The sequence below is a fragment of the Pseudomonas sp. TYF_14 genome, from assembly GCF_043105275.1.
Lineage (GTDB): Bacteria > Pseudomonadota > Gammaproteobacteria > Pseudomonadales > Pseudomonadaceae > Aquipseudomonas > Aquipseudomonas alloputida.
Genome location: NZ_JBICLK010000029.1, coordinates 38,786 through 63,857 on the forward strand (window position 1 = coordinate 38,786; position 25,072 = coordinate 63,857).

At 61.3% G+C, this 25,072-nt stretch carries 20 protein-coding genes; 7 read left to right on the plus strand and 13 right to left on the minus strand.

Annotation, left to right across the window (positions count from 1 at the left end):
* Positions 1 to 14 precede the first annotated feature (14 nt).
* Both ACF8O8_RS07935 and ACF8O8_RS07940 read right to left on the minus strand, forming a co-directional pair.
* On the minus strand, positions 15 to 647 hold the full coding sequence (locus ACF8O8_RS07935) for a LysE family translocator (RefSeq protein ID WP_003256077.1): 633 nt from the start codon (positions 645 to 647) through the stop codon (positions 15 to 17).
* 66 nt (positions 648 to 713) lie between these two features.
* Positions 714 to 1,328, minus strand: coding sequence for a LysE family translocator (locus ACF8O8_RS07940; protein WP_019751094.1), 615 nt, complete (start codon positions 1,326 to 1,328; stop codon positions 714 to 716).
* Between the two features lie 111 nt (positions 1,329 to 1,439).
* Here ACF8O8_RS07940 and ACF8O8_RS07945 point away from each other — a divergent pair, with 111 nt between their 5' ends.
* Both ACF8O8_RS07945 and ACF8O8_RS07950 read left to right on the plus strand, forming a co-directional pair.
* Positions 1,440 to 1,892 (plus strand): Lrp/AsnC family transcriptional regulator, encoded by a 453-nt coding sequence (locus ACF8O8_RS07945; protein WP_003256079.1) that lies wholly within the window; start codon positions 1,440 to 1,442, stop codon positions 1,890 to 1,892.
* Between the two features lie 376 nt (positions 1,893 to 2,268).
* Positions 2,269 to 3,681 carry a cytosine permease gene (locus ACF8O8_RS07950; protein WP_198748082.1) on the plus strand — a complete coding sequence of 471 codons (1,413 nt, stop codon included), beginning with the start codon at positions 2,269 to 2,271 and terminating at the stop codon, positions 3,679 to 3,681.
* Positions 3,682 to 3,831: 150 nt separating this feature from the next.
* On the opposite strand, the gene ACF8O8_RS07955 is transcribed toward ACF8O8_RS07950, so the two are convergent.
* The 5 genes from ACF8O8_RS07955 to ACF8O8_RS07975 all read right to left on the minus strand — a co-directional run bounded on the left by ACF8O8_RS07955 (position 3,832) and on the right by ACF8O8_RS07975 (position 9,749).
* Positions 3,832 to 5,151 (minus strand): OprD family porin, encoded by a 1,320-nt coding sequence (locus ACF8O8_RS07955; protein WP_392509482.1) that lies wholly within the window; start codon positions 5,149 to 5,151, stop codon positions 3,832 to 3,834.
* A gap of 103 nt (positions 5,152 to 5,254) precedes the next feature.
* Positions 5,255 to 5,983 carry a nitroreductase gene (locus ACF8O8_RS07960; protein ID WP_019436941.1) on the minus strand — a complete coding sequence of 243 codons (729 nt, stop codon included), beginning with the start codon at positions 5,981 to 5,983 and terminating at the stop codon, positions 5,255 to 5,257.
* 28 nt (positions 5,984 to 6,011) lie between these two features.
* Complete coding sequence (locus ACF8O8_RS07965; RefSeq protein WP_010954498.1) at positions 6,012 to 7,364, minus strand: aromatic acid/H+ symport family MFS transporter; 1,353 nt, start codon at positions 7,362 to 7,364, stop codon at positions 6,012 to 6,014.
* Positions 7,365 to 7,635: 271 nt separating this feature from the next.
* Positions 7,636 to 8,661, minus strand: a complete 1,026-nt coding sequence (locus ACF8O8_RS07970; protein ID WP_350298020.1) for an AraC family transcriptional regulator ligand-binding domain-containing protein — start codon at positions 8,659 to 8,661, stop codon at positions 7,636 to 7,638.
* A 200-nt stretch (positions 8,662 to 8,861) separates the two neighbouring features.
* Positions 8,862 to 9,749: a LysR family transcriptional regulator gene (locus ACF8O8_RS07975; protein ID WP_392509483.1), complete on the minus strand. Its 888-nt coding sequence runs from the start codon at positions 9,747 to 9,749 to the stop codon at positions 8,862 to 8,864.
* 112 nt (positions 9,750 to 9,861) lie between these two features.
* On the opposite strand from ACF8O8_RS07975, the gene ACF8O8_RS07980 reads away from it, so the two are divergent.
* Together ACF8O8_RS07980 and ppnN are read left to right on the plus strand one after the other, a co-directional pair.
* Positions 9,862 to 10,923 (plus strand): YeiH family protein, encoded by a 1,062-nt coding sequence (locus tag ACF8O8_RS07980; protein ID WP_010954501.1) that lies wholly within the window; start codon positions 9,862 to 9,864, stop codon positions 10,921 to 10,923.
* A 208-nt stretch (positions 10,924 to 11,131) separates the two neighbouring features.
* Positions 11,132 to 12,505: a nucleotide 5'-monophosphate nucleosidase PpnN gene (gene ppnN, locus ACF8O8_RS07985; protein WP_003256095.1), complete on the plus strand. Its 1,374-nt coding sequence runs from the start codon at positions 11,132 to 11,134 to the stop codon at positions 12,503 to 12,505.
* Between the two features lie 120 nt (positions 12,506 to 12,625).
* Here the strand turns inward: ppnN and ACF8O8_RS07990 are convergent, their stop codons facing one another.
* Together ACF8O8_RS07990 and pssA are read right to left on the minus strand one after the other, a co-directional pair.
* A complete protein-coding gene (locus ACF8O8_RS07990) occupies positions 12,626 to 13,771 on the minus strand; it encodes a GGDEF domain-containing protein (RefSeq protein ID WP_049586495.1) in 1,146 nt (381 codons plus the stop codon).
* Between the two features lie 232 nt (positions 13,772 to 14,003).
* The gene (gene pssA / locus ACF8O8_RS07995) at positions 14,004 to 15,332 is read right to left on the minus strand and encodes a CDP-diacylglycerol--serine O-phosphatidyltransferase (protein WP_082412172.1); all 1,329 of its coding nucleotides are present in this window, start codon (positions 15,330 to 15,332) and stop codon (positions 14,004 to 14,006) included.
* A 181-nt stretch (positions 15,333 to 15,513) separates the two neighbouring features.
* Between pssA and ACF8O8_RS08000 the strand changes: the two genes are divergently transcribed.
* Positions 15,514 to 16,521: a GlxA family transcriptional regulator gene (locus ACF8O8_RS08000; protein ID WP_019751089.1), complete on the plus strand. Its 1,008-nt coding sequence runs from the start codon at positions 15,514 to 15,516 to the stop codon at positions 16,519 to 16,521.
* A gap of 122 nt (positions 16,522 to 16,643) precedes the next feature.
* On the opposite strand, the gene ACF8O8_RS08005 is transcribed toward ACF8O8_RS08000, so the two are convergent.
* The 3 genes from ACF8O8_RS08005 to katG form a co-directional block, all read right to left on the minus strand.
* Positions 16,644 to 17,978, minus strand: coding sequence for an MFS transporter (locus ACF8O8_RS08005; protein WP_392509484.1), 1,335 nt, complete (start codon positions 17,976 to 17,978; stop codon positions 16,644 to 16,646).
* A gap of 162 nt (positions 17,979 to 18,140) precedes the next feature.
* On the minus strand, positions 18,141 to 19,352 hold the full coding sequence (locus ACF8O8_RS08010; protein ID WP_010954506.1) for a M24 family metallopeptidase: 1,212 nt from the start codon (positions 19,350 to 19,352) through the stop codon (positions 18,141 to 18,143).
* Between the two features lie 161 nt (positions 19,353 to 19,513).
* Entirely contained in the window at positions 19,514 to 21,769 is a 2,256-nt protein-coding gene (katG, locus tag ACF8O8_RS08015; protein ID WP_392509485.1) for a catalase/peroxidase HPI, read from the minus strand.
* A gap of 386 nt (positions 21,770 to 22,155) precedes the next feature.
* Between katG and ACF8O8_RS08020 the strand changes: the two genes are divergently transcribed.
* A complete protein-coding gene (locus ACF8O8_RS08020; RefSeq protein ID WP_020192324.1) occupies positions 22,156 to 23,061 on the plus strand; it encodes a LysR family transcriptional regulator in 906 nt (301 codons plus the stop codon).
* Between the two features lie 59 nt (positions 23,062 to 23,120).
* Here ACF8O8_RS08020 and ACF8O8_RS08025 read toward each other — a convergent pair whose 3' ends face one another.
* A complete protein-coding gene (locus tag ACF8O8_RS08025; protein ID WP_010954509.1) occupies positions 23,121 to 23,999 on the minus strand; it encodes a DMT family transporter in 879 nt (292 codons plus the stop codon).
* A 244-nt stretch (positions 24,000 to 24,243) separates the two neighbouring features.
* On the opposite strand from ACF8O8_RS08025, the gene ACF8O8_RS08030 reads away from it, so the two are divergent.
* Complete coding sequence (locus ACF8O8_RS08030) at positions 24,244 to 25,068, plus strand: aldo/keto reductase (protein WP_350298023.1); 825 nt, start codon at positions 24,244 to 24,246, stop codon at positions 25,066 to 25,068.
* Positions 25,069 to 25,072 lie beyond the last annotated feature (4 nt).

Consider the following 25,072-nt stretch of genomic DNA (forward strand, 5'->3'; position numbering starts at 1 on the left):
ATCGCAATAGGCGATCAACGGCGCCCTTCTGCCAGCATGCGCACCGCCAGCCCCGCCAGCACCGTTCCCATCAACCAACGCTGAACCTGTTGCCACAGCGGCCTGCCAGCCAGGAACACGGCGATGGAACCGGCCATGATCGCAATCAGCGCGTTGACCGTAACGCTGATGGCGATCTGCGTCGAACCCAGCACCAGCGATTGCAACAGCACGCTGCCGTGGCCCGGTTCGATGAATTGCGGCATAAGCGACAGGTACATGACGGCAATCTTGGGGTTGAGCAGGCTGGTGGCAAACCCCATGGTGAATAGCCGCCGCGGGCTGTCGGCGGGCAGTTCACGGAGCTGGAACGGCGATTGGCCACCCGGCCGCAGCGCCTGCCAGGCCAGGTACAACAGGTACAGCGCGCCACCGATGCGCAGCGCGTCGTAGGCAAAGGGTACTGCCATCACCAGCGCCGTGATGCCCATTGCCGCGCAGAACATGTAGATGACGAAGCCCAGAGCCACACCGCCAAGCGAAATCAAGCCGGCTTGGCGGCCCTGGCAGATCGAGCGGGAAATCAGGTAGATCATGTTCGGCCCTGGGGTCAGGACCATGCCGAGGCAAATCAAGGCGAACGTGAGCAGTTGCGTGGTTTCGGGCACGGGGCACATCCTGGTTGTGCATTAGGTTGCAGCGAGTTTATCTGAAGTCATTCTGAACCGGTAAATTCAGGTCATTTGCCCGGCTATCAAGCCCACGGCCACGGTAATCATCGCCATCCCCGACACCCGCCCGACCAGCTTTGCCGCACCCGGCCGAGTGCTCAGCACAGCTTTGGCGCCATAGCCGACCAGTGTGTAGATCACCAGCGAACTGCACAGGTGGACCAGCCCCAGCAACAAGATCTGCAATGGCACAGGCCAGCTCGACTGCGGGTCGGTGAACTGCGGCAGCAGGGCCAGGAACAGCAGGAATACCTTGGGGTTCAGGCCGCTGACGCAAAAACCCTTCAACGCCCAGCGTGAGCCCGACTCCCCCGCTCCGCCCTGCCCGGCCGCCGGCAATGCCGGGCTGAGCAACAGGTTGCCGCCCAGCCACAGCAAGTAACTGCACCCCGCCAGGGTCAGCAAGGTCAGCGCCAACGGGTGACCTGCCAGCAAACTGCCGACCCCGGCCGCCACCACCAGCGTGGCCAGGAAATGCCCCGACAACATCCCCGCCACCGCTGGCATCACCCAGCGCCCACGCATGCCGGCCGAGATGGCATAGGCCCAGTCTGCACCGGGGGTAATCACGAACAGCATCGACACAGCCCAGAACGCCGTCAGCACACTGATAGCCACTTGAGTCTTCCTTATCTACTGCATTGGGATGTCGATAGATTACGGATTCCGTCCGGGGATTTTCTTTCGTATATTCCCCCTCAGCACTCATGTACTGGAAGATTCTTCCCAATGGATAGAACTGATCGAAAAATCCTTGCCGAGCTGCAAAAAGACGGGCGGCTGTCGGTAACCGAGCTGGCCGACCGCGTGGGGCTCAGCCTGTCACCCTGTCATCGGCGCTTGAAGGCACTGGAAGAGTCCGGCGCCATTCTGGGCTATCACGCACGGCTGGCACCGAGCGCCCTTGGGCTGAACTTTGCCGCGTTGGTGTTCGTGACGCTACGCGAGGTGACCCGCCAGCCGGTGGCGGACTTTGAAACGGCACTGGCGCAGATCCCGCAGATTGTCGAAGCGCAGCGGCTGTTTGGCGACCCGGATTACCTGCTGCATGTGGTCGCCAAGGACCTGCCGGCGTTTCAGAAGCTGTATGACGAGCATCTGACCAGTATTCCCAATGTGAAACGCTTGAGCTCGACCTTGGTGATGAAGGAAGTGATTCAGGATCGGTTGCTCCCCATGTAGCTGTTTCCTCTTGTGCCGGCCCCTTCGCGGGTAAACCCGCGCCTGCTGTAGGAGCGGGTTTACCCGCGAAAAGGCCGGCCCAGGACCTTTCATCTGCCCTGAAAACGCGCACATCGCACCAACCCAGCCCACCGTGATCCGGGTTGCCAACCCGCCGCCCCTCTACCCCACGGCCTTCAGCCAGCTGGCACTCTCCTTGCTACCGTCACCCGCTTAAGCTTTTGTCAGCCTTAGTTTTTTTAACGCTTATGGGTACATATTTACTAATTTCTCGTTATCCCCGCGCCCCTCATCATCGCTCCAACAAGAACGCGTCGCCCACCGCCGGCACGCCCCCGGGCAGTTCCCAATGCCCTACCTTGCCTTGGAGTCAGTCATGACCAGTGCAGCCAATTCGGCACCCCTGATAGAAAAACACACGATCGGCTACGTGCCCCCGCAAGACCGCCATGGAAAGGTAAGGGATCTGTTCACACTCTGGTTCGGCGGCAACATCGCGCCGTTGCCCATCGTCACCGGCGCGCTGGGTGTGCAGCTGTTCCACCTGAACCTGGTATGGGGCATCGTCGCCATCCTTGTCGGCCACCTGGTCGGCGGGGTGCTGATGGCCCTGCACTCGGCCCAGGGCCCGCAAATGGGCATTCCGCAGATGATCCAGAGCCGCGCCCAGTTCGGCACCCTCGGCGCGCTGCTGGTGGTGGTGATCGCCGGCGTCATGTACATCGGCTTCTTCGCTTCCAACATCGTCCTTGCCGGCAAGTCACTGCATGGCGTGGTCGACGCCGTTCCGGTACCGGTGGGCATCGTCATCGGTGCGCTGGGTTCAGGCATCATCGGCATCATCGGCTACCGCTTCATCCACGTGCTCAATCGCATTGGCACCTGGGTACTGGGTATCGGTATCGTGGTCGGCTTCGGCTACATCTTCACCCATGTACAAAGCGACGATTTCCTCACCCGTGGCAGCTTCAACCTAGCCGGCTGGCTGGCCACCGTGTCGCTGGCGGCGTTGTGGCAAATCGCCTTTGCGCCCTATGTGTCGGACTACTCGCGCTACCTGCCGGCAGATGTCAAAGTCAGCTCGACCTTCTGGACCACCTACCTGGGTTCGGCCCTGGGCTCAAGCCTGTCGTTCATCTTCGGCGCCGTGGCCGTGCTGGCGATCCCGGCCGGCATGGACACCATGGACGCGGTCAAGCTGGCCACCGGCACGCTCGGCCCGATCATGCTGGTGCTGTTCCTGCTCAGCGTGATCAGCCATAACGCCCTCAACCTGTATGGCGCGGTGCTGTCGATCATCACCCTGGTGCAAACGTTCGCCTACCGCTGGATCCCCACCGCCAAAAGCCGGGCAGTGCTGTCGCTGATCGTGCTGTCGGCCTGCTGCGTGGTAGCGGTGTTCGCTTCGGCAGACTTCATCGGCCACTTCGTTGACATGGTGCTGGTACTGCTGGTGGTGCTGGTGCCGTGGACGGCGATCAACCTGATCGACTTCTACGCCATTCACAAAGGTGACTACGACATCCAGTCGATCTTCCAGGTCGATGGTGGGATCTATGGGCGCTACAACCCGCAGGCCCTGATCGCCTACGCTGTGGGTATCGTGGTGCAGATACCGTTCATGAACACCCCGCTGTACGTCGGGCCGATTTCCGAGCACATCAACGGGGCTGACCTGTCGTGGCTGGTAGGGTTGGCGATCACCTCGCCGCTGTACTGGTGGCTGGCGAGCCGAGACAGTGCCTACCGTCGTCGGCAGACCAGCGCCAAGCTGGCAGCGATGGCTTAATCGGTACTGGCCTTTCGTTGCAAAAGATGAAACGGCTGGGTGCAGGCGTCCGAACGCCTGGTGCAATTCAGGCGGAAAACAGCGAACCCTTCGATTGGGAATAAATGGCGAAAAATGGGCCGGCTTCAGAAGGCCGGCCCGTTTCGCTATTTAGAAGTTGAAGGTGTAGCGCATGATCAGGCGATTTTCATTAGCGCTGTCAGCGTAGGTCGAGCGGTTCGTGGAGTTACGCCACTGAAACGAAACACCCTTCGCCGGACCACTCTGAATAACATAAGAGATATCAGTGACCCGCTCCCATTCTTTGCCATCCTCCCCGTTGAGGCGGAGTGAAGCAGCTTGGCGGCTGGTCAGCAGATCAGGATTAACATCATCACCTTTCATGTACCGAGTGGTGAACAGCAAGCCCGGTACACCCAACGCGGCGAAATCAAAGTCGTACCTTGCGAACCACACTCGCTCCTCTGGGGCAGTGAATGTACTGACCAACGACTCGCCGAACAGATAGGTATCCGTGCCGTTCACGAACGCAAACGAGGTGTCGCCCCAGGCCTTCTGGTAACCGCCACCGATGGTGTGTCCCTTGATGCTGTAGGCGAAGTAGCTACTTAGCGTTCTGTTGTCCACCTCACCCAGTTTTTTAGAGCCCGTCTCGCTGGCATCGAACACGCGAACATCCGCGATCACATTGCCTTCCCACAACGGCTTGATGACTTTAATGCCGGCGAAGTAGGATTTATAGAGATCTTCAAGTTCGGCGGCGTGCAAACTGAAGGTCATGTCCTTCGCAGGCTTGAAGTCAAATGCCAGGTAGTTGTAGTGATCCGCCTCAACCGGGGCATAGCCAGTGGCTGTGAGTGATTCGAAATCGGTGGAATTACGCTGCTTCACTGCATTGATTCTTGTCGCCGTTACCGTCAATTTATCGATATCGTTGACGGTCAGCGAACCACCGCGAAAGACCTGAGGCAGCAAGCGGCTGTTATTACTCCAGAGTAGAGGCATCAGAGGGTTTACCCCTCCTATCCTCAACTCTGTCTTACCCATCCTCGCTTTGGCGGTGGCCACGAACTTACCGTATTCATCCTCAACCTGCCTGTCGGAATCGTAGGCCAGCAGCCCTGATCCCGTTCTGTCCGGGCTGGAATCAAGCTTCACCCCCAGCAAGCCCATCGCATCAATACCGAAGCCCACTGGCCCTTCTGTAAAACCGGATTGCAGGTTCAAGATAAAACCTTGCGCCCACTCATCGCGCTTGGACTGAGTGGCGCCATCATTGCGAAAATCCCGATTATAGTAAAAGTTCCGGAGCTCAAGGCTGCCTTTGAAGTCTTCCACGAACGCGGCAGAAGCATAAGGCGCGACTAGCAGTGTTGCTGAACAAGCCAACGTTTTTTTAAAAGCAATAGACATCACAGGCACCTTGTTCTTGTTGTGTGCTTGAGCATGGTCCGCCGCTAAGCGCCCCATGCAATGCCAGTTCTACAAATAGGTTAAGTCCCGCTTTAGCGGAATGATCGAAACAGTATCACCCTGCCCGACGCCAAACTTGGACAGGGCGCACGCCAGTTTTTTATTCTGAGTGAAAGGTAGTGAATGCACGCACGGGCTCACGGCCAGTAACCAACGTGTTCTCAATGCTGCCATCATCGGCATAACCCAAGCTCATCCCACAGACGAGCATTTGGCTCTTCGGTATTTCCAGCATTTCAGTGATGATGCTGTGATATTTAAGGAATGCTGCCTGTGGGCAGGTGTGCAAGCCTCTTCCCCGTGCGGCAATCATGAGGCTTTGCAGGAACATGCCATAGTCCAGCAGGCTCCCTTCCTGAAGCACGCGGTCAATCGTGAAGAACAGGCCTACAGGCGCCCCGAAGAAGCGATAATTCCGGCCGTGTTGCTCGTGCATCCTTTGTTTATCGCTTCGACTGATGCCCAACAAGCTATAGAGCCCCCACCCTACCTCCCTGCGCCGCTCGATGTAGGGAGACGTCCACTCCCTGGGGTAATACGCGTAGGGATCAGAAAAGCGTTGGTCATCAGCCGGATGGTCATCAACCTCAGCAAGTGCTGCGGACAACCGTGCCTTCATATCACCGGTAACAACATGCACATTCCAGGGCTGCAGGTTGACGCCTGTTGCGCTAAAGCGAGCAACGTTCAGCATCGCTTCGATTTCCTCTAGCGGAACTGGGGTTGGGAGGAACGACCTGATGCTCCGACGTGAGACAATTGCCCAGTCGATCAAACGGGCTGTTTCGTCCGAACCTACCGGTGATTCGCGCAAGCGATCAATAAGCATACTTGGCACCTGTCTCTCAGAATTACGGTCAGGTCAGCTCGTGGGCAACCGTGGCCTTCTTCCTCACTACAGCCGAGTCCGAGCGGGATTGGTTGATCATGGTCACTGCAACAGCCCCTACCAGGCCGGCGAGCGCGATTGCCATGAAGTTCTGCTCCAGCGGCAACGCCATCGACACCAAGGCACCAATCAAAACAGGTGCGACAATCGCCCCGACGCGACCGACCCCCGATGCAAAACCGACGCCAGTCGAGCGGATGGTGGAGGGATAGAAATCGCCGGCGTATGCATAGGCCAGAAGCTGGGTGCCAAGGGTCGAGGCCCCCACGATGAACACGACGACAAAGAGCAGTTCGGTGGAGCGGGTATATCCCAGCAACGTGAGTGCGACCGCGCCCACTACATAGAACACCACCAAGACGTGCTTGATGCTGAATTTATCGCTAAGCCATCCACCCAGAATTGCACCGAAGATCGAACCGAGGTTGAACACGATGACGAAATTCAGGGCTGAACCGAGGCTGAAGCCCGCCATGGCCATCAACTTGGTGAGCCACGAATTGAGCGCATACACCATGAACAGCCCGGTCATGAATGCCATCCAGATCATGACCGTGCTGTATCCACGGCCTTCCAGGAAAAGGCTTCGTACCGGCTTGTCTTGAGCAGAGATAATCTGCGGATTGCCAACGAATTGCGTGTCATCCTTGATCACAAGGTCGGGACGAAGGCGACGCGCGATGACTTTCAACTCGTCTTGTCGACCCTGCTTCAACATAAAGCCGATAGAGTCGGGCATTGACTTGAGAATGAAAGGAATCAAAACCACTGGCAGGACGGCCACGTAAAACACATATTGCCAACCGTAGCTTTCGATCAGTTGTTTACCCGTCAGCGCTACCAGAATTCCGCCCACCGAATAGCCTGCGAAAACGATGGTCACCAGCCGGGTGCGAACTTTCAAGGGCGAGAACTCACCCATCTGCGCCGTACAGATGGGCAACACACCGCCAATTCCCAAGCCGGCGATAAAGCGCATGATACTGAAGGTCAGCGGGCTGTCAGTGAACCCTGCCGCAGCGGTGAAAACGCTGAACAGCGCTACACAGATCGCGATCATTTTCGGCCGGCCAATTCGATCTGCCAATGTGCCTAAAAAAATAGCGCCCAGCATTGTCCCGAACAATGCTGAGCCAGCCATTACCCCGGCGCTGGTTGCGTCAATTTGCATATCGGCCATGATGGCTGGCAGGGCAGCCCCCACCACTGCCAAGTCGTAGCCATCGATAATCAGAATCAACACGCACCAGAATAGAATAAGTCCATGAAAGCGGTTGAACTTCGACTCTTCGGTCAACGTGTACATATTCAAAGAACTCATACCGTGTCTCCTTCAATCTTATTGTTGTGTTTTTGAAGTCCACATACGTATAGCGATCTGGCACAACTCGACCACACGCACAGGTACGCATGGTTCCGCGTGTGAGTCGGGAGAGTTGAGAGGCACCAACTAGACGGCGCCCGAGAAAAATCGTAGGCCTTATGGCAAGCGCCAACCATGCCCAATGGCATCATTCTGCTTGACCGGAACGGGCAGTTTTTGGAAAACCAGATGGCTTCGAAGAGAGGGTGATCAGCCCAAGCGCAGCGGACTAGTCCCCTCGAGGGCTAAGCAACGAGCGTCTGTAAGCACCAGGGGTGATACCCGTCCATTTCTTGAATGCCCTGTGGAACGCACTGGTCTCAATGAAGCCAACCTCTGACGCAACGCCATCCACTGTCATACCTGCCCGGCACAGCAGACTGATGGAAATATCCCGCCTTAGATTATCTTTGAGCCGTTGGTAGGTGAAACCCTCAGCATAGAGCCTTCGCTGTAGGGTGGAACTGGACATGCTCAAGTCGCGTGCGAGCTCATCGAGTTCAGGCCACGTGTGTGGAGAGAGCAGTTTTAATCGCCGCCGGATCATAATGCTCGTACTGTCGTCGTTACGGTATTTCACAAGGAAGTTACTTGGCGTGCCTTTTAAAAAGGCAGGAAGAGAAGCGGGCGTTTGGCAAACCTTGTACGCCAGAAAGCTCTTCTCGAACACAGCGGAGGTTCTATCGGCCCTCCACTCGATTTCCTCACAAAAGCGCATTCGATAGTCGCTGTCGTCCACCGGCTGAGGAGGACGCATCGATAACTTCACAATAGGAATGCGCCTGTCGCACAGCCAGCAGAGCAGGCCGTGCACGAGCACCAGCCAGGCACCGTAACAAAACACCCTTCGCAACTCACCATGATCATGAATGATAATTGCAGCATGCTCTCCCTCGCATTCCACCGACCCGTAGATGTCATCAAGGGCAGTCCTGAGAAACGCCAGAATCCGCTTGAGCGCCTGCCCAATGGTGTCGCAGCCGAGGGCCAATTGCGCCATCAGCTTGAAGCTACCTCTGCGAAGGGGATGACTGTCTGCCGCAAAAAACTCATCGTCGAGCAAATCCGCTAATGCAATCCACAATCTGGAGAACGTACCAGCAGGTACCCTGGCATAGCGCTGGTCCAGCAGGCGTGGATCAATATGCGCGTGGCTGAGCACAGTCGCGACATCCAGGCCACGTAGTTCTGCTCCTTGAAGTGCGTCCCGCACGAGGCTGATCGACGTGGTGCCTTTGTGGGCAGAAAACTCCATCTGGGGCTCCGTTGCTAACTCGATACCGAAGGCTGCCTTGCAAAGCATACACGCCGATCCATATAGCCAATACCCTATGTTCAGAAGCCACCAAGGGCTGGATTGGTCTCCAACTTCCTGGGGGCAGTCCAGATACAGCACCGTCTTCAAATATCTGTGCTGTACCTGTGGCGGGCACGCCCGCGAAGAGACCAGTACAGTCAACCCACCTCTTGCATGGCAACACACAATTCAAGAAACCGCGAGGCAGCCCGCGAAGGCGTAGCCGCATGCGGCAACAGAATGGAAAAACGCCGCACCAGCGCCTGCGGCGCTACCTGCAGCCGGTGCAGCGCCCCATCCTCATGACGAATGGACATCGCCGACACAAAGCCAACCCCCATCCCGGCCCGGACCGCCTCTTTTACCCCTTCAACGCCCGCGATCTCCAGCGCCACACGCATCGCCACGCCATCACGGGCAAACGCCCGCTCGACGATCTGCCGCACACCCGAGCCGCTTTCACGCAGTACCAACGGGTAGGCGCCGAGCGCCGCCAGCGTCTGCTGGTCACTGCCTGCCAGCGCATGCCCACGGGGCACTATCGCCACGATCTCGTCCTCACGCCATGGCGTCACTTGCGTACCCAACGGCAACTCCTGCCCGGGCGGCCCCTCGATCAGAGCGATATCAACACTGTCCAGGGCGGCGACGATCTCCGCGGTGTTGCCATGCGAGGTGCTGACCAGCACATCCGGATAACGCCCGTGAAAATCGGCGATCAGGTAAGGCAGCAGGTAACTGGCAGGCGTGGTACTGGCGCCGATGCGCACGGTGCCGCGCTCCAGCCCGCGCATGGCCTCGCGCAGCGCTTGCGCCTGGCGGAAGGTTTCGCGCAGGCGCTCGGCATGCGCCAGCAACTGCTCACCGGCCGCTGTCAGCCGCACGCCGCGGCCGGCACGTTGGTAAAGGGGTTCGCCAAACGCCTCTTGCAAGAGCTTGAGCTGGCCGGACACCGCCGGCTGCGACAGGTGCAGGGCTTGGGCCGCATGGCTGATGTTGCCGTGTTCGGCAACCGTGGCGAACGTTATCAGCTGTTCTGGGGTCATGATTCAAAAATATCAGCTATACGGATATTTGCCATTCTAAATTACGATTTTTTATAAGGTTATAACCAGATTAACGTAGGCCGTGTCGAAACACCTTTTCCGGAGGACTCACATGGCCACGGTTCCGTCCAACCCCGCCTTTGCCCCTACCCTCTCCACCCGAGGGCGGCTCAATGGCATTCTGTTCGTCGCGCTGTTCGCGGTCGCAGTCACGCAACTGGCGGCCATGCCCGCTATCGCCAACCTGGGCATCAGCCCGCTGATCGTGGGTATCGTCGCAGGTGCCTTGTATGGCAACGCGCTGCGTGACGGCGTACCGGCAAGCTGGGCGGCAGGCATCAATTTTTCCGCTCGCGGCCTGTTACGCATTGCTGTGGCATTTTTTGGCCTGCGGGTAAGCCTGCAGGAAATTGCCGAAGTCGGCTGGTCGGGGCTTATCGTGTCGGTGCTGGTAGTCACCAGTACCCTGCTGATCGGCCTGTGGTGTGGCATGAAAGTGTTCAAGCTCGACCGCGATACCGCCTTGCTGACCGCCGCCGGCAGCGCCATCTGCGGCGCCGCCGCCGTGCTGGCATTCGAATCGGCGCTGCGCAGCGCCCCCCATAAAAGCGCCATGGCAGTCGGAAGCGTAGTGCTGTTCGGTACCTTGTCGATGTTCCTTTACCCACTGGCGATCAATGCCGGCTGGCTGCATCTGGATACCATGGGCGCCGGGCTGCTGCTGGGCGGCACTGTCCACGAAGTGGCGCAGGTGGTAGGCGCGGCCAGCAATGTCAGCCCCGAAGCCACGCATGTCGCCACCATCGTCAAGATGACCCGGGTCATGCTGCTGGTGCCGGTACTGCTGGTGGTGGGCCTGTGGATCAGCCGTTCGCGCAAGGCAGGCCAGGCGCAGGGCAACGGGCGCATTGCCATGCCCTGGTTCGCTTTCGGCTTCCTGGCCCTGGTCCTGGTGAATTCGATGCAAGTGCTGCCTGGCAGCGTGACCCAGGCCGTGAACAGCCTGGACACCTTTGCCTTGACCATGGCCATGACGGCGTTGGGCATGGAGACCCGCTTCAGCCAGATTCGCCAGGCTGGGCCACGGGCGCTGGCCACCGGGGCGATCCTCAACCTGTGGCTGGTTGGCGGGGGGCTGGCGATTACCCTGGGGGTGCAGAAGCTGTTGGGCTGACTGGAGACCGAGTCGGCTGCTTCGCGGGTAAACCCGCTCCTACAGGTGGGTGCTGCCCTGAAGACGGCAAGGCCCCTGTAGGAGCGGGTTCACCCGCGAAGCAGGCAGCTCGGTCTCAAGGTTTTTCACAGCCCCCCTCGTTGCCGTCCACATTTCTCGGTATGGTGGTGTCAAAGAAGGATGTTTTACCCGCACAGGAAAGACTTAGATGCCTCAACGCCATGTCATCAATGCATCCGTCAGCCCCAAAGGCAGCCTGGAGACGCTGTCACAACGTGAAGTGCAGCAACTGAGTGAAGTCGGTACCGGTAGCCTCTACACACTGTTCCGCCAGTGCGCCCTGGCAATCCTCAACACCGGCGCCCATGTCGACAATGCCAAGACTATCCTTGAGGCCTACAAAGACTTCGAGGTGCGTATCCACCAACAGGACCGCGGCGTGCGCCTGGAGCTGCTGAACGCCCCGGCCGACGCCTTCGTCGATGGCGAAATGATCGCCAGCACCCGTGAAATGCTGTTCAGCGCCTTGCGCGACATCGTCTACACCGAAAGCGAGCTGGCCAGCCAGCGCATCGACCTGGAAAGCTCCCAGGGCATCACCGACTACGTTTTCCACCTGCTGCGCAACGCGCGCACCCTGCGCCCAGGCGTGGAGCCGAAGATGGTGGTGTGTTGGGGCGGCCACTCGATCAGCACCGAGGAATACCAGTACACCAAGAAGGTCGGCCATGAACTGGGCCTGCGCAAGCTGGATGTCTGCACCGGCTGCGGCCCGGGCGTGATGAAAGGCCCGATGAAGGGCGCCACCATCGCCCACGCCAAGCAACGCATGCATGGCAGCCGCTACCTGGGCCTGACCGAGCCCGGCATCATCGCCGCCGAGGCGCCCAACCCGATCGTCAACGAACTGGTGATCCTGCCAGACATCGAGAAGCGCCTGGAGGCCTTCGTGCGTGTCGGCCACGGCATCATCATCTTCCCGGGCGGTGCCGGCACGGCGGAGGAGTTCCTGTACCTGCTGGGCATCCTCATGCACCCGGACAACCACGACCTGCCGTTCCCGGTGGTGCTCACCGGCCCGCGCAGCGCCGAGCCTTATCTGCAACAGTTGCACGCTTTCGTCGGCGCCACGCTGGGTGAAGCGGCCCATCGCCTGTACGAAATCATCATTGATGACCCGGCGGAAGTCGCCCGGCACATGGTCGAAGGCCTCAAAGCGGTCAAGCAGTTCCGCCGCGAGCGCAACGATGCCTTCCACTTCAACTGGCTGCTGAAGATCGAGGAGAGCTTCCAGCGACCGTTCGACCCGACCCACCAGGCCATGGCCGACCTGGACTTGCGCCGCGAGCTGCCGCCCCATGAACTGGCGGCCAACCTGCGCCGGGCGTTTTCCGGGATTGTCGCAGGCAACGTCAAGGACAAAGGCATCCGCCTGATCGAGGAACACGGGCCGTATCAGATCCACGGTGACAGCGCCGTACTGGACCCGCTGGGCCGGCTGCTGCAGGCATTCGTCGACCAGCACCGGATGAAGCTGCCCGGCGGCGCGGCGTATGTACCGTGCTATCAGGTGGCAACCTGACCCGCTGCTTTACTGAGGACGGGCATGGATGCCCGTCGAACGCGGGGGCCGGGTGACGGGAGCGTCTGTACGGATCACCCACATGGGTTACATGAAAGCTCCCCCACCTAGGTGACTCGCTCACTGCCGGAGTTCAACCACCGCCCGCTCGAAAAACCGAATGCTGTCGCGCCCCCCACGTTTGGACTGGTACAACGCCACATCCCCCTGCTCGATCAACGCCGCCAGGCTCGCCGGCGGCTGATCGAACACGTTGGCACCAATGCTCAAGGTAACCGCCTGGGGCGTAGGCACAGTCTTGTCGGCGTACTGCTGGAACTGCTCACGCAGCCCACTCCCCAGTTCCATGACCCGTTCACTGCTCGCGCCACTGAGCAAGATGACGAACTCATCCCCGCCCAACCGCGCCGCCAGCGAGCGCTCGGGCAGCGCCGTACGAATCATCTCGCTCAAGGCAATCAGCAAACGGTCGCCGGCGATATGCCCGTGCAGGTCGTTGACCAGTTTGAAGTTGTCGATGTCGATCAACAGCAATGCCCCGGGTTGCGCCGGGCTCACGTCCTTGAAGAAATGCCCCGCCCGCACCTCCAGTGCACGCCGGTTGTACAGCGCAGTCAGCGGGTCACGAGCTGCCAGCCGGGCAATCCGCTCTTCCCGCCGGTAACGTACGGTGCCGGTCATCGACAAGGCAATCAGCATGATCGCCATCGCGCCTTCCACCAGCGAAACCTGAATGATCAGCCCGCCAAAGGTCGCCAGGTCAATCAGCGTGCCTGGCGTGATCGCGATGGCCGCCTTGGCCACATAGAACAGCCCATGGATCAGCAACACATAGCGCAGTTGCACGGCCCCGACACTCAGCGATTTGCCATGTGGCCGCAGCAGGAAACTGGCCTTGAGCGTCAGCGAGGCCACCAACAACGAGTTGACCATCAGCATCACCTTCGACCACTGCGGGCCCACGGGCAGCAGCAGCAAGGCGAACCAGACCAGCACGATCATCAACCAGGCACGTGACAAGCGCTCCTGAGTGAAGCGCAGCACGCCGATCAGGAAAAAAACGTGGGCCACCACCAGCAAGCCATTGGCGAACCAGATACCGATGAACAGCAAGCCGATCCCGCGCAACAATGCCAGGGTGCTACCAACCGTAATCGTGGCGAAACCCGCACTCCAGTACAGCAATGAGGTTTCGCGCACACTGCGCCATTCAATCGCCAGGTACAAGGCGGCCGCAGCGGCCAAAGCGACTGAAATAGTCAGCATCGTGGGTGGATCTAACGCCATATACGCATTGGCCTGTCTGGTTAACGGGAAAAGGCCCGACTGTATGCGATCGTGATCACGTTCAGAGGGGCCTTGCACTGTTGCCTGCACATTGTAATCCAGCCCCTGACAAAGGGCCGTGGGCAGCAATATCATAATGACATCAATGCGCGGTGCGCACCACTCTGGCCCTGTCGCTGGCTTGCCGGCGACAGGGTCAGTACAGGCGATGTCAGAGCACCCGCTTGATCAACGGCTCCAACCGGCTATAGCGCAACCGACGCAGAAACTTGCGCACTTGCTTGGGATGTTCGGCCTTCTCCCCCAGCGCCTCTGCCGAACCGATTCTCGGCGCAAAGCGCCGTAGTTCGCTCAACTCCGCTTCCCGTGGCGCCAGCCATTGCCCCTGCGGGTCGTCGATCAGCAGGCCGTTCTCCAGGTCCAGGTTGAACCCGCGCGGGTTGAGGTTGTTGCCGGTCAGCAGCGAATAACGCTGGTCGATCCAAACGCCCTTGGCATGGAAGGTATGCCCGGGATCGTTCCAGATGCGTACTTGCAACTGGCCGCTGGCAATCGCGGCGTGGCGGCGGTGGGCGAAGGCGCGCAGGTTGTCCTCGTACAGATAGGGCAATGCACCACTGGCACTGAACGGTTCGCCAGGGGCAATGTAGAAGTCGTTGGCGGTGCGGTCACCGACAATCAGCTCCACCCCAACCCCCCGCGCCAGGGCATGGTCAAGTTCGCGCATCACGACCTGCGGCGGGTTGAAATACGGCGTACTGATGATGATCTGCGTGCGCGCCACTGCCAGCAAGGCGCACAGCGCCCGGTTCAGTGGATTGCCACGGCCCACACCCAGCAGCGGGATCACCTGCAGGCCCTGCCCCGTCACGCTGGCCGGTACCTCGTAGGCCATGCGCCGCAGCCGTGCGCGCAAACGCCGAATGTCACCGCGCAAACTGCGGGTAGAAGGTGGCGCCGGCAGGTCGAGGCGCGGTGTGGCGGTATGGTGCAGCAAACGCTGAACCAGGCCGACCATGGCATCAGCCAGTGCCGGTGACTGGAACAGGTGGTAGCGATCCAGGCGATAGCGGTCGAAACGATGCAGGTAGACGTTGTTCAGACTGGCGCCGGTGTAGATCACGCAATCGTCGATGATGCTGCCTTTGAGGTGCAGCACCCCGAACAGTTCGCGGGTCTGCACTGGCACGCCATGAATCGCGATGTCCAGCCCGCGCAACTGGCGCTGGGCCTGATACCAGGCGGCATTGCCCGGCTGACGCCCGGCCCCCAGCAGCCCGCGCCTGGCGCGGAACCAGTCGACCACGATGGTGATCTCCAGGCCTGGCCGCTCGGCCTTGGCCTGGTACAAGGCATCCAGGACTTCCTGGCCAGCCTCATCCTCCTGCAGGTACAACGCGACGATAACGATGCGCCGAGTCGCCGCACGGATGCGCTCGAACAGGCAGGCGCGGTAAGCCCTGGCATCGGGCAGCACCTGGATCGCTTCGGGGGCCATGGCGTAGCCTGGCAAGCCCGCCAGCATGGTTTCGGGGTTCACTGACGCTCACCTTCTCTGTGCAATCACTGTCGGCCCTGCCTGCCGGCGGGGCCATTCCTGGCCGCTGCATCCGGGGTGTATGATCGACCCGGCAACGACCCATAACAACAAGAACCACGCGAGGCTCTGCTTTCTCACTGCCCCTGACCAACCAGGCCTCAGCTTGCACAGGAACAGCGCAATGGTCCACCCCGCTTCTGCAAACCTATCGCCGTCTAGTGTAAAGAATTGTTCGGCAAAGACCTTTGGCTTCCTGATTTTGCCCAATTTCACCACCATCGGCCTTGCGTCGGCGGTGGAGACCCTGCGCATGGCCAATCTGGCCGCGCGCAAGCCACTGTATCGCAGTGTGCTGATCGCCGCAGACGACGCGCCGGTGGTGGCCAGCAACGGCATGCGCGTACTGCCCGACTACAACATCACCAACGCCCCCGCGCTGGATGCCTTGCTGGTGGTCGGCGCCAACCCGATCGACCGAAGCCGTAGCAACCGCCCATTGATCGACTGGTTGCGCCAACTGGCCCGCCAGCGCTTGCCACTGGGCGGTATCTGCACCGGTAGCTACCTGCTGGCCAAGGCAGAATTGCTCAAGGGTTACCGCTGCACCATCCACTGGGAAGACCTGCCGACGTTGCAGGCACACTTCCCCGGTATCGTGATCTCCAGCCAGCTTTTCGAACTGGACCGCGACCGTTACACCTGCTCAGGCGGCGTGGCGGCCATGGACATGATGCTGCAACTGGTGGCCCGGGACACGGGCGGCCAGGACATCGCGGCCAAGGCCGCCGAGCTGTTGCTGTGCGACCGCGTGCGCGGTGAGCGTGAGCGCCAGCGTGTACCGCTGCGCACCCTGCTCGGCAGCGCTCAACCCAAACTGAGCCAGGTGGTGGCGATCATGGAGGCCAATCTGGAGGAACCGCTGGGGCTGGAGGAACTGGCCAGCCTCAACGACGTGACCGTGCGCCAATTGGAGCGGCTGTTCCACAAGTACCTGCAGCGCACGCCCAGCCAGTATTACCTGGAGCTGCGGCTGTCGCGGGCGCGGGAGTTACTGCTGCGCAGCGACGTGCAAGTGCGTGAGGTAGCGCTGGCCTGTGGTTTCAGTTCGCCTGCGCATTTTTCCAAGAGTTACAGCAGGTTCTTCGGGCTGTCGCCCCTAGGGGAGCGGCGGCAGGCCTCTCTCCACTGACGGGGGTCAGGTATGGGCATTGCTGGCCTCTTCGCGGGCAAGCCCCCTCCTACACGCACACCGGTGGTCCGCCACAGGCCGTTGTGAGCGGGCTTGCCCGCGAAGAGGCCAGTGCAGGTCAACTAATCTTCAAGGGCCGCATGCGCCGTCTCCCGACACATCAGCATGGCCACCAGCGCCACCAGTGCTGCCGCCAGCAAGTATCCTGCCGGGGCCAGCTTGCTGCCCGTCACCTGAATCAGCCAGGTGGCAATGAACGGCGCAGTCCCGCCAAACAGCGAATTGGCCACATTGAAGCTCAAGGCAAACCCGCTGAAGCGCACCCGGGTCGGAAAGATTTCGGCCAGCAGGCACGGCAAGGTCCCGTCGTTCATCGCCAGCATCGCACCGAAAAGGATCTGGATGGCCAGAATCACCAGCAGCGGCTGGCCGTCCAGCAGGCGAAACAACGGCACGGTCAACCCCAGGAACAACAGCGAGGCCACCACCAGCATGGTCTTGCGACCAAACTGGTCGGACAGCCGCCCCATCAGGAAGATCAAGCCGATATAGGTGGCCAGCGACACCGTCGAGGCGATGAACGAATCCCGCTCGCTCATGCCCATTTCACTGGACAGGTAGGTCGGCATGTAACTGAGCAACAGGTAGAACGCAACCGCATTCAGGCAGGTGACACCCATGCCGATTGCCAGACTGCGCCGGTGCTGGCCCAGCAGTTCGCGCAGCGGCGTCGTGGCCATGCCGGCCTTGGTTTCCAGGCGCTGCTCCATCTCCAGGAACTTGGGCGTGTCCTGCAAGCTCATGCGGATATAGCGCCCTACCAGGCCGAACGGCGCCGCCAGCAGGAACGGCAGGCGCCAGCCCCACTCATGCAGGGCTTCACTGCTGAGCAGCTCATGCAGCACCGCGACGAACGCCGCACCGAACAACAACCCCGCCGCCGTGCTGGCCGGCACGATGCTGGTGTACAAGCCACGCCGCCCAGGCGGCGCGTACTCGGCCAGGAACGCAGCGGCCCCGGCGTACTCACCCGAGGCGGAAAACCCCTGTACCAGGCGGATCAGCAACAGCAAGGCCGGTGCCCACAGCCCGATCTGCGCATAGCCCGGCAACAAGCCGATGCAGAAGGTGGATACCGACATGATCAGGATCGACCACGAGAGCGCGTTGCGCCGACCGTGTCGATCGCCGAAATGGCCCCAGACGATGCCACCCAGCGGGCGCACCAGGAACGACAGGGCGAATACCGCAAAGGTGGCCAGCAAACCGGTGGTCTTGTCAGTTTGCGGGAAGAAGGTGGCGGCGATGATGGTGGCCAGATAGCCGTAGGCGGCGTAGTCGAACCACTCGACGAAGTTGCCCATGAAGCTGGCCCGGGCGGCCTTGCGCAGCGCCTGGCGTTCGGCGTTGTGTTTGGGGCCGGCGATGGCGGATGGGTCTAGGGTGGTGCTGGACATGACGGGTACCCTCTGGTTCTTTTAATTGGAGGCAGGGTCTGGTGGTCATACGGGGATCTTGTTGTTGTCTGGGCCGGCCTATTCGCGGGTGAACCCGCGCCTGCGAAAACGGTGAAATCCCCGCAGGAGCGGGCTTGCCCGCGAAGCAGCCGACGCCGATGCTTATTTGCGAATGATGTTGTGCTCCGGCCCATACGGGAACTTGGTGATGTTCTCGGCGCCGCTGTCGTTGACGATCAGGATGTCGTGCTCGCGATAACCGCCCGCCCCCGGTCGCCCTTCAGGCAGCATGATCATCGGCTCGATCGACACCACCATGCCCGGTTCCAGCACAGTATCGATGTCCTCGCGCAGCTCCAGCCCCGCCTCGCGGCCGTAGTAATGGCTGAGCGTGCCGAACGAATGGCCATACCCGAAGGTGCGGTACTGCAGCAGGTCGTGGCGCAGGAAGATCTCGTTCAGTTCGCGGGCGATATCGCTGCAGCGCATGCCTGGGCGCACCAGTTGCAGCCCGGCTTCGTGCACTTCGACGTTGGCCTGCCACAGGCGCAGGTACTCGTCCGGGCAGTGGTCAAGGAACAGGGTGCGCTCCAGCGCGGTGTAATAACCGGCGATCATGGGGAAACAGTTGAGGCTGAGGATCTCGCCCTTGCCCACACGGCGGCTGGTGACCGGGTTGTGTGCGCCATCGGTGTTGAGCCCGGACTGGAACCAAGTCCAGGTGTCCATCAGCTCGGCGTCGGGGAAGCGTTTGGCAATTTCGCGCACCATCGCCTGGGTGGCATGCAGTGCCACCTCGTACTCGGGCACCTGCTCACGCAGGGCTTCGACCACTGCCGCCCCGCCGATGTCGGCCACCTGTGCACCGTGACGGATAAGTGCCTGCTCCTCGGCCGACTTGATCATGCGCATACGCATGCACGGCGCAGCGATGTCCACCAGCTCGGCCTTGGGGTAGCAGGCGGCGAGTTTGCCGTGGTTCTGCAGGTTCAGGTGGTCGTACTCCACGCCGATGCGCGAGGCCAGCGGCAACGCCTGCTGGATGGCGACGAAATAGTTGTCGCGCTGCCAGTCGGTGTAGACGATGTTGTCAGTGCCCACCGTGCGCCGCCAGGGTTGCCCGCCGTCGATATTGGCGCTGATCGAGACCACCTTGTCCTGGGTGATCACCAGCGCATAAGGGCGGCCGAACGAGCAGTAAAGGAAATCGCTGTAATAGTTGACGTTGTGATACGAGGTGAAGATTGCCGCCTCAATGTCCTGCTCGGCCATATAGGCCCGCAGCCGGGCGTGGCGAGCAGCGTATTCCTGAGCGGAAAAGGTTGGCTGCACCTTGTCGCCATTGCGGATTTTCAGGGTCTTGGGCATTTGCATGGTCGGGGTTCCTTGTCGTTGTGAGCACGCTGTTCAGGCCGGCCGCCTGAGAAGCATTGCAACAGAACCGACGAGGACACTTTTGTATCTATCCGACCTGGAATTGGCGGGATAACCACTGGCCAAGGGGGCGCTGAGCGCGCCCCCCCCGCCAGGCAACGCTATTTCAGATCAAAGCGGTCCAGCTCCATGACCTTCTGCCAGGCGGCCACAAAGTCTCGGACAAACTTGTCACCGCCATCACTGCTGGCATACACCTCGCTCAACGCCCGCAACTGGGCATGCGAACCGAACACCAGATCTACCCGGCTACCGCTCCACTTCACCTGCCCGGTCTTGCGGTCGCGGCCTTCAAAGGTTTCGTTGTCCGCCGAGGTCGGTTTCCACTCCACGCTCATATCCAGCAAGTTGCGGAAGAAGTCGTTGCTCAGCGTCCCCGGCTTGTCGGTGAACACGCCGAGTTTGCTGCCACCATGGTTGGCACCGAGCACCCGCAGGCCACCGATCAGCACGGTCAGCTCCGGCGCGGTCAGGGTCAGCAACTGCGCCTTGTCCAGCAACAGTTTCTCGGCCTTGACGCTGTAGCGTGCCTTGGTGAAGTTGCGGAAGCCATCGGCCAGCGGTTCCAGCACGGCGAACGACTCGACGTCGGTCTGCTCCTGCGACGCATCGACTCGGCCCGGGCGGAACCCTACGCTGCCGCTGTAGCCCGCATCCTTGGCAGCTTTTTCGACTGCCGCGGTACCGGCCAGCACGATCAGGTCAGCCAGGGAAACCTTCTTGCCGCTGCTGTTGAACTCGCCCTGGATCTTCTCCAATGCCGCCAGCACCTTGTCCACGCCCTGGTTTGCAGCCCAGTCCTTCTGTGGCGCCAAGCGCAAACGTGCGCCGTTGGCACCACCGCGCTTGTCGGAGCCGCGGAAGGTCGACGCGGATGCCCAGGCGGTGGAGACCAGTTCGCCCACGCTCAAACCCGAGGCCAGGATCCTGGACTTAAGGGTCTCGATGTCTTGCTCGCTGATCGTGGATGGGTCAGCTTTGGGCAACGGGTCTTGCCACAGCAACTCTTCATTGGGCATTTCCGGGCCCAGATAGCGCGCCAGCGGGCCCATGTCGCGGTGGATCAGCTTGTACCATGCACGGGCAAAAGCATCCGCCAGCTGGTCAGGGTTTTCTTTGAAGTGGCGAGCGATTGGCTCGTAAATGGGGTCGAAACGCAATGCCAGGTCGGAGGTCAACATCGACGGTGCATGCCTTTTACCGGGATCATGTGCATCGGGCACCGTGCCTGCGCCTTTGCCGTCTTTCGGCCGCCACTGGTGCGCGCCGGCCGGGCTTTTGGTCAGCTCCCACTCAAAGTCGAACAGGTTATTCAGGTACTCGTTGCCCCACTGGGTCGGGGTGGAGGTCCAGGTCACTTCCAGGCCGCTGGTGATGGTATCCCCGCCTTTGCCGGAGCCAAACGTGTTGTGCCAGCCCAGGCCCTGCATCTCCAGGCCTGCCGCTTCCGGCTCGGGGCCGACGTTGTCGGCGGGGCCGGCACCATGGGTCTTGCCGAACGCGTGACCACCGGCGATCAAGGCCACGGTTTCTTCATCGTTCATGGCCATGCGGCCAAAGGTTTCACGGATGTCCTTGCCCGAGGCCACGGGGTCGGGATTACCTTCCGGGCCTTCCGGGTTCACGTAGATCAGGCCCATCTGCACGGCGGCCAGCGGGTTTTCCAGGTTACGCTCGGCCGACAGGTCGCGATTCTGCTCTTCACCATGCTTGGCCGGCTCGGCCACCAGGTCACCCTGCCCCGGCGGCTGCGCCTTGACCTGATCCTTGCCGTAACGGGTATCGCCGCCCAGCCAGACCTTTTCCGACCCCCAGTACACGTCTTCGTCCGGCTCCCACACGTCGGCACGCCCGCCGGAGAAGCCGAAGGTCTTGAAGCCCATGGACTCAAGGGCAACATTACCGGTGAGTACGATCAGGTCGGCCCAGGAAATCTTGTTGCCGTACTTCTGCTTGATCGGCCACAGCAGGCGCCGGGCCTTGTCCAGGCTGACGTTGTCCGGCCAGCTGTTGAGCGGGGCGAAGCGTTGCTGGCCAGAGCCCGCACCACCGCGGCCATCACCAATGCGGTAGGTGCCCGCGCTGTGCCAGGCCATGCGGATGAACAGCGGGCCGTAGTGGCCAAAGTCGGCCGGCCACCAATCCTGCGAGTCGGTCATCAGGGCAGTCAGGTCTTTCTTCAGGGCCTGGAAGTCGAGGCTCTTGAACGCCTTGGCATAGTCGAAGTCCGGGTCGGGGCTGGACTTGGAGGAATGCTGGTGAAGAATTCTCAGGTTGAGCTGGTCAGGCCACCAGTCACGGTTGGTGGTGCCGCCACCTGCGGTTTGATGGAACGGGCATTTCGATTCGTTCGACATCTGCGGGTACCTTTGGGTCGGTTATCCAGATTTCCGGTCTATGCCAGTGTTCTTTCAGCCGAGCGGGTGGGCTCGTACTACCCCTCATCAGGTGTACACGGGGCTTGCGAAGCTGTCACGGCGGGGGGACACGGTCTTGCACGCAGGTGCTGACGCGCTGCCCTGTCGCGGAATTCGCGGGGCCACGAGAAAGACTAGCCGAGCTTGGGCAGAGGTCTAATAGAGTGGCTGTTGGAGCCTGATAGGCTGGCTCTGTCAGGCGCAGGCCTGTATCGGCCTCATCGCGGTCAAGCCCGCGATGAGGCCGGCACATCCATACAAGGCACAAGGCCCCGCGCCATGCTTCAATACACAGCCATACCCTTTGCCCAGGACGCCGAGCCCTCATGAACCGCAACGACCTGCGCCGCGTCGACATGAACCTGCTGGTGCTGTTCGAAGCCCTGATGATCGAACGCAACCTGACCCGCGTGGGTGAAAAGCTGTTTATCACCCAATCCACCGTCAGCGCCGCCCTCGCCCGCCTGCGCGAGCTGTTCGACGACCCGCTGCTGATCCGCAGCGGCCGGGCCATGGAACCCACCCCACGGGCCATGCAGATCTTTGCTGAACTGGGCCCGGCCATGGACGTGATTTCCGCTGCCATCAGCCGCGCCCGCGAGTTCGACCCGGCCAACAGCTGCAACGTGTTCCGCCTGGGCCTTTCTGACGATGCCGAGTTCGGCCTGTTTCCGGCCCTGCTGCAGGCCCTGCGTGAAGAAGCCCCCGCCATCAGCGTGGTAGTGCGGCGGGCCAATTTCCTGCTGATGCCGGGCCTTCTGGCCAGCGGCGAGATCTCGGTAGGTGTGAGCTATACCACCGACCTGCCGGCCACCGCCAAACGCCGCAAGCTGCGCGACATAGGTGTACGGGTGCTGCGCGCCGACGACCGCCCGGGGCCTCTGACCCTCGACGAATACTGCGCCCGCCCGCATGTGATGGTGTCGTTTTCCGGTGACATGAGCGGCAACATCGACCTCGACCTGGCACGCATCGGGCGTTGCCGCAAGGTGGTGCTGGCGGTGCCGCAGTTCGGTAGCCTGCGCGCCCTGCTGCGCAACACCGAGCTGATCGCCACGGTACCGGACTATGCCGCTTGTGCCCTCGCCGACGACGGCAGCTTGCGCGCCGACCCGGCGCCGTTCGACATCACCGAGGCCGAGCTGTCGATGGTCTGGAGCGGCGCCCAGGACAACGACCCCGCCGAGCGCTGGCTGCGCGACCGCATCCTGCAGTTCATGGCCACGCAGTGATGCCCTCTTCGCAGCACAACGCTGCGCCTACCGGTCGCCCAGCCTGAAGCACGCGGCTGCTATTTGCCGCGCTGCATCCAGGCTGCGCCAAGCCCACTGAGGCAGATCACCAAAATCCCCACCAGGCTCAGGGTATCCGGCACCTGGCTGTACACCACGAAGCCAAGCAACCCGGCAAACACGATCTGGCAATAGCTGAACGGCGCCAGCAACGCCGGCGCTGCATGGCGGAAGGCCTGGGTCAACAGCAGGTGCGCAGTCATGCCAAAGCCGCCCAGTGCCAGCATCAACAGGGCATGATCCCAGCGCGGCACCTCCCAGAAGAACGGCACCAGCGCACTCATTGCCAAGGTGTTGCACAACCCCGCATAGAAGTTGCTGGTGGTCGGGCTGTCGTGCGCCGCCAGAATGCGCGTCAGCAACTGATAGAAGCAGAAGCCCAATGCCGAACCGAACGGATACAGAATGGCCGGGGTAAACATCGCCCCGCCAGGGTGCACCACCACCAGCACGCCGATAAAGCCCATCACCACCGCCACCCACTGCCCCACTGTCACTCGCTCTTTGAGCAGCGGCGCCGACAGCGCGGTGACCAGCACCGGGGCAAGGAAGTTGACGGCCGTGGCCTCGGCCAGTGGCAGGTATTGCAAGCCGGTCGTGAACAGCAGGCTGGTGCTCAGCAGGCTCAGGGCCCGCAAGGTCTGCAATACCGGCCGGCGGGTGCGCAACACGTTGAGCCCAGACTTGGGCAGGAAGATGCCGGCCATCAGCAACGTGTGCACCACATAACGCGCCCACACCACCATGACTATCGGGTACAGGCCACCCAGGAATTTGGACAAGGCATCGTGGCTGGCGAACAGGAACGTCGCCACCACCACCAACGCGATGCCGCGCAGGGGTTGGTTGACGCCGGACAGCGGTGTGCTGGAACTCATGGCTCTCTCGATGACGGCGCGGCAGCATGCCCCGCCCAAGGAAGGCCGCGCAGGCATTGCCTGGCGGATGTGACAGCTGGGATTCTAGAAGAGATGCTGCAGCATAAGGAAGTTCATTTGCCGCTTGACCCGGTCAAGTGCAATTTGTGTTCGCTGATCGACCACTTTCCACCTTGTCTGCATGGCCCGTACACGGTTGATCGCCGACCATCGACCGACCCTGCACACCCTACAAGGAATTTACATGCAAAGGCTCAGCACCCGCACCGGCCTGGACCTGCCCGCCATCGGCCTGGGCACCTGGCCAATGACCGGCAGTGAATGCACCCAGGCCGTGCGCCAGGCACTGGACGTGGGTTACCGGCACATCGACACCGCCACCGCCTACGAAAACGAAGCAGCCGTTGGCCAGGCGCTGCGCGACAGCGACGTGCCACGCGAGCAGATCCACCTGACCACCAAGGTCTGGTGGGACCGCCTGGAGCCTAAAGCCATGCGTCAGTCGCTGGAAGACAGCCTGCGCGCGCTGGGTACCGAACAGGTCGACCTGTTCCACATCCACTGGCCAGGCAAAGACTGGGACCTGGCCCGCAGCATCGACACCTTGGTAGCCCTGCGTGACGAAGGCAAGGCGCGCCACATTGGCGTGGCCAACTTCCCGTTGGGGTTACTGCGCCAGGTGGTGGAAACCCTGGGCGCGCCGTTGTCGGCGATTCAGGTGGAATACCATGTTCTGCTCAGCCAGCAACCGCTACTCGACTTCGCCCGCAGCCATGATCTGTTGCTCACCGCCTACACCCCGCTGGCACGCGGCCAGGCAGCGGCGCAGCCGGTGATCCAGGCGATCGCCCGCAAGCATGGCGTGCTGCCCAGCCAGGTGGCGCTGAAATGGCTGCTGGACCAGGACGGCGTGGCGGCGATCCCCAAAGCCAGTAGCCGCGAAAACCAGCTGGCCAACCTGGCCGCGTTGACCGTGCCGCTGGATGACGAAGACCGCACAGCCATTGCCGGGCTGCCGAAAGACCAGCGCGTGGTCAGCCCGCCGTTTGCCCCGGACTGGAACAGCTGAGGCC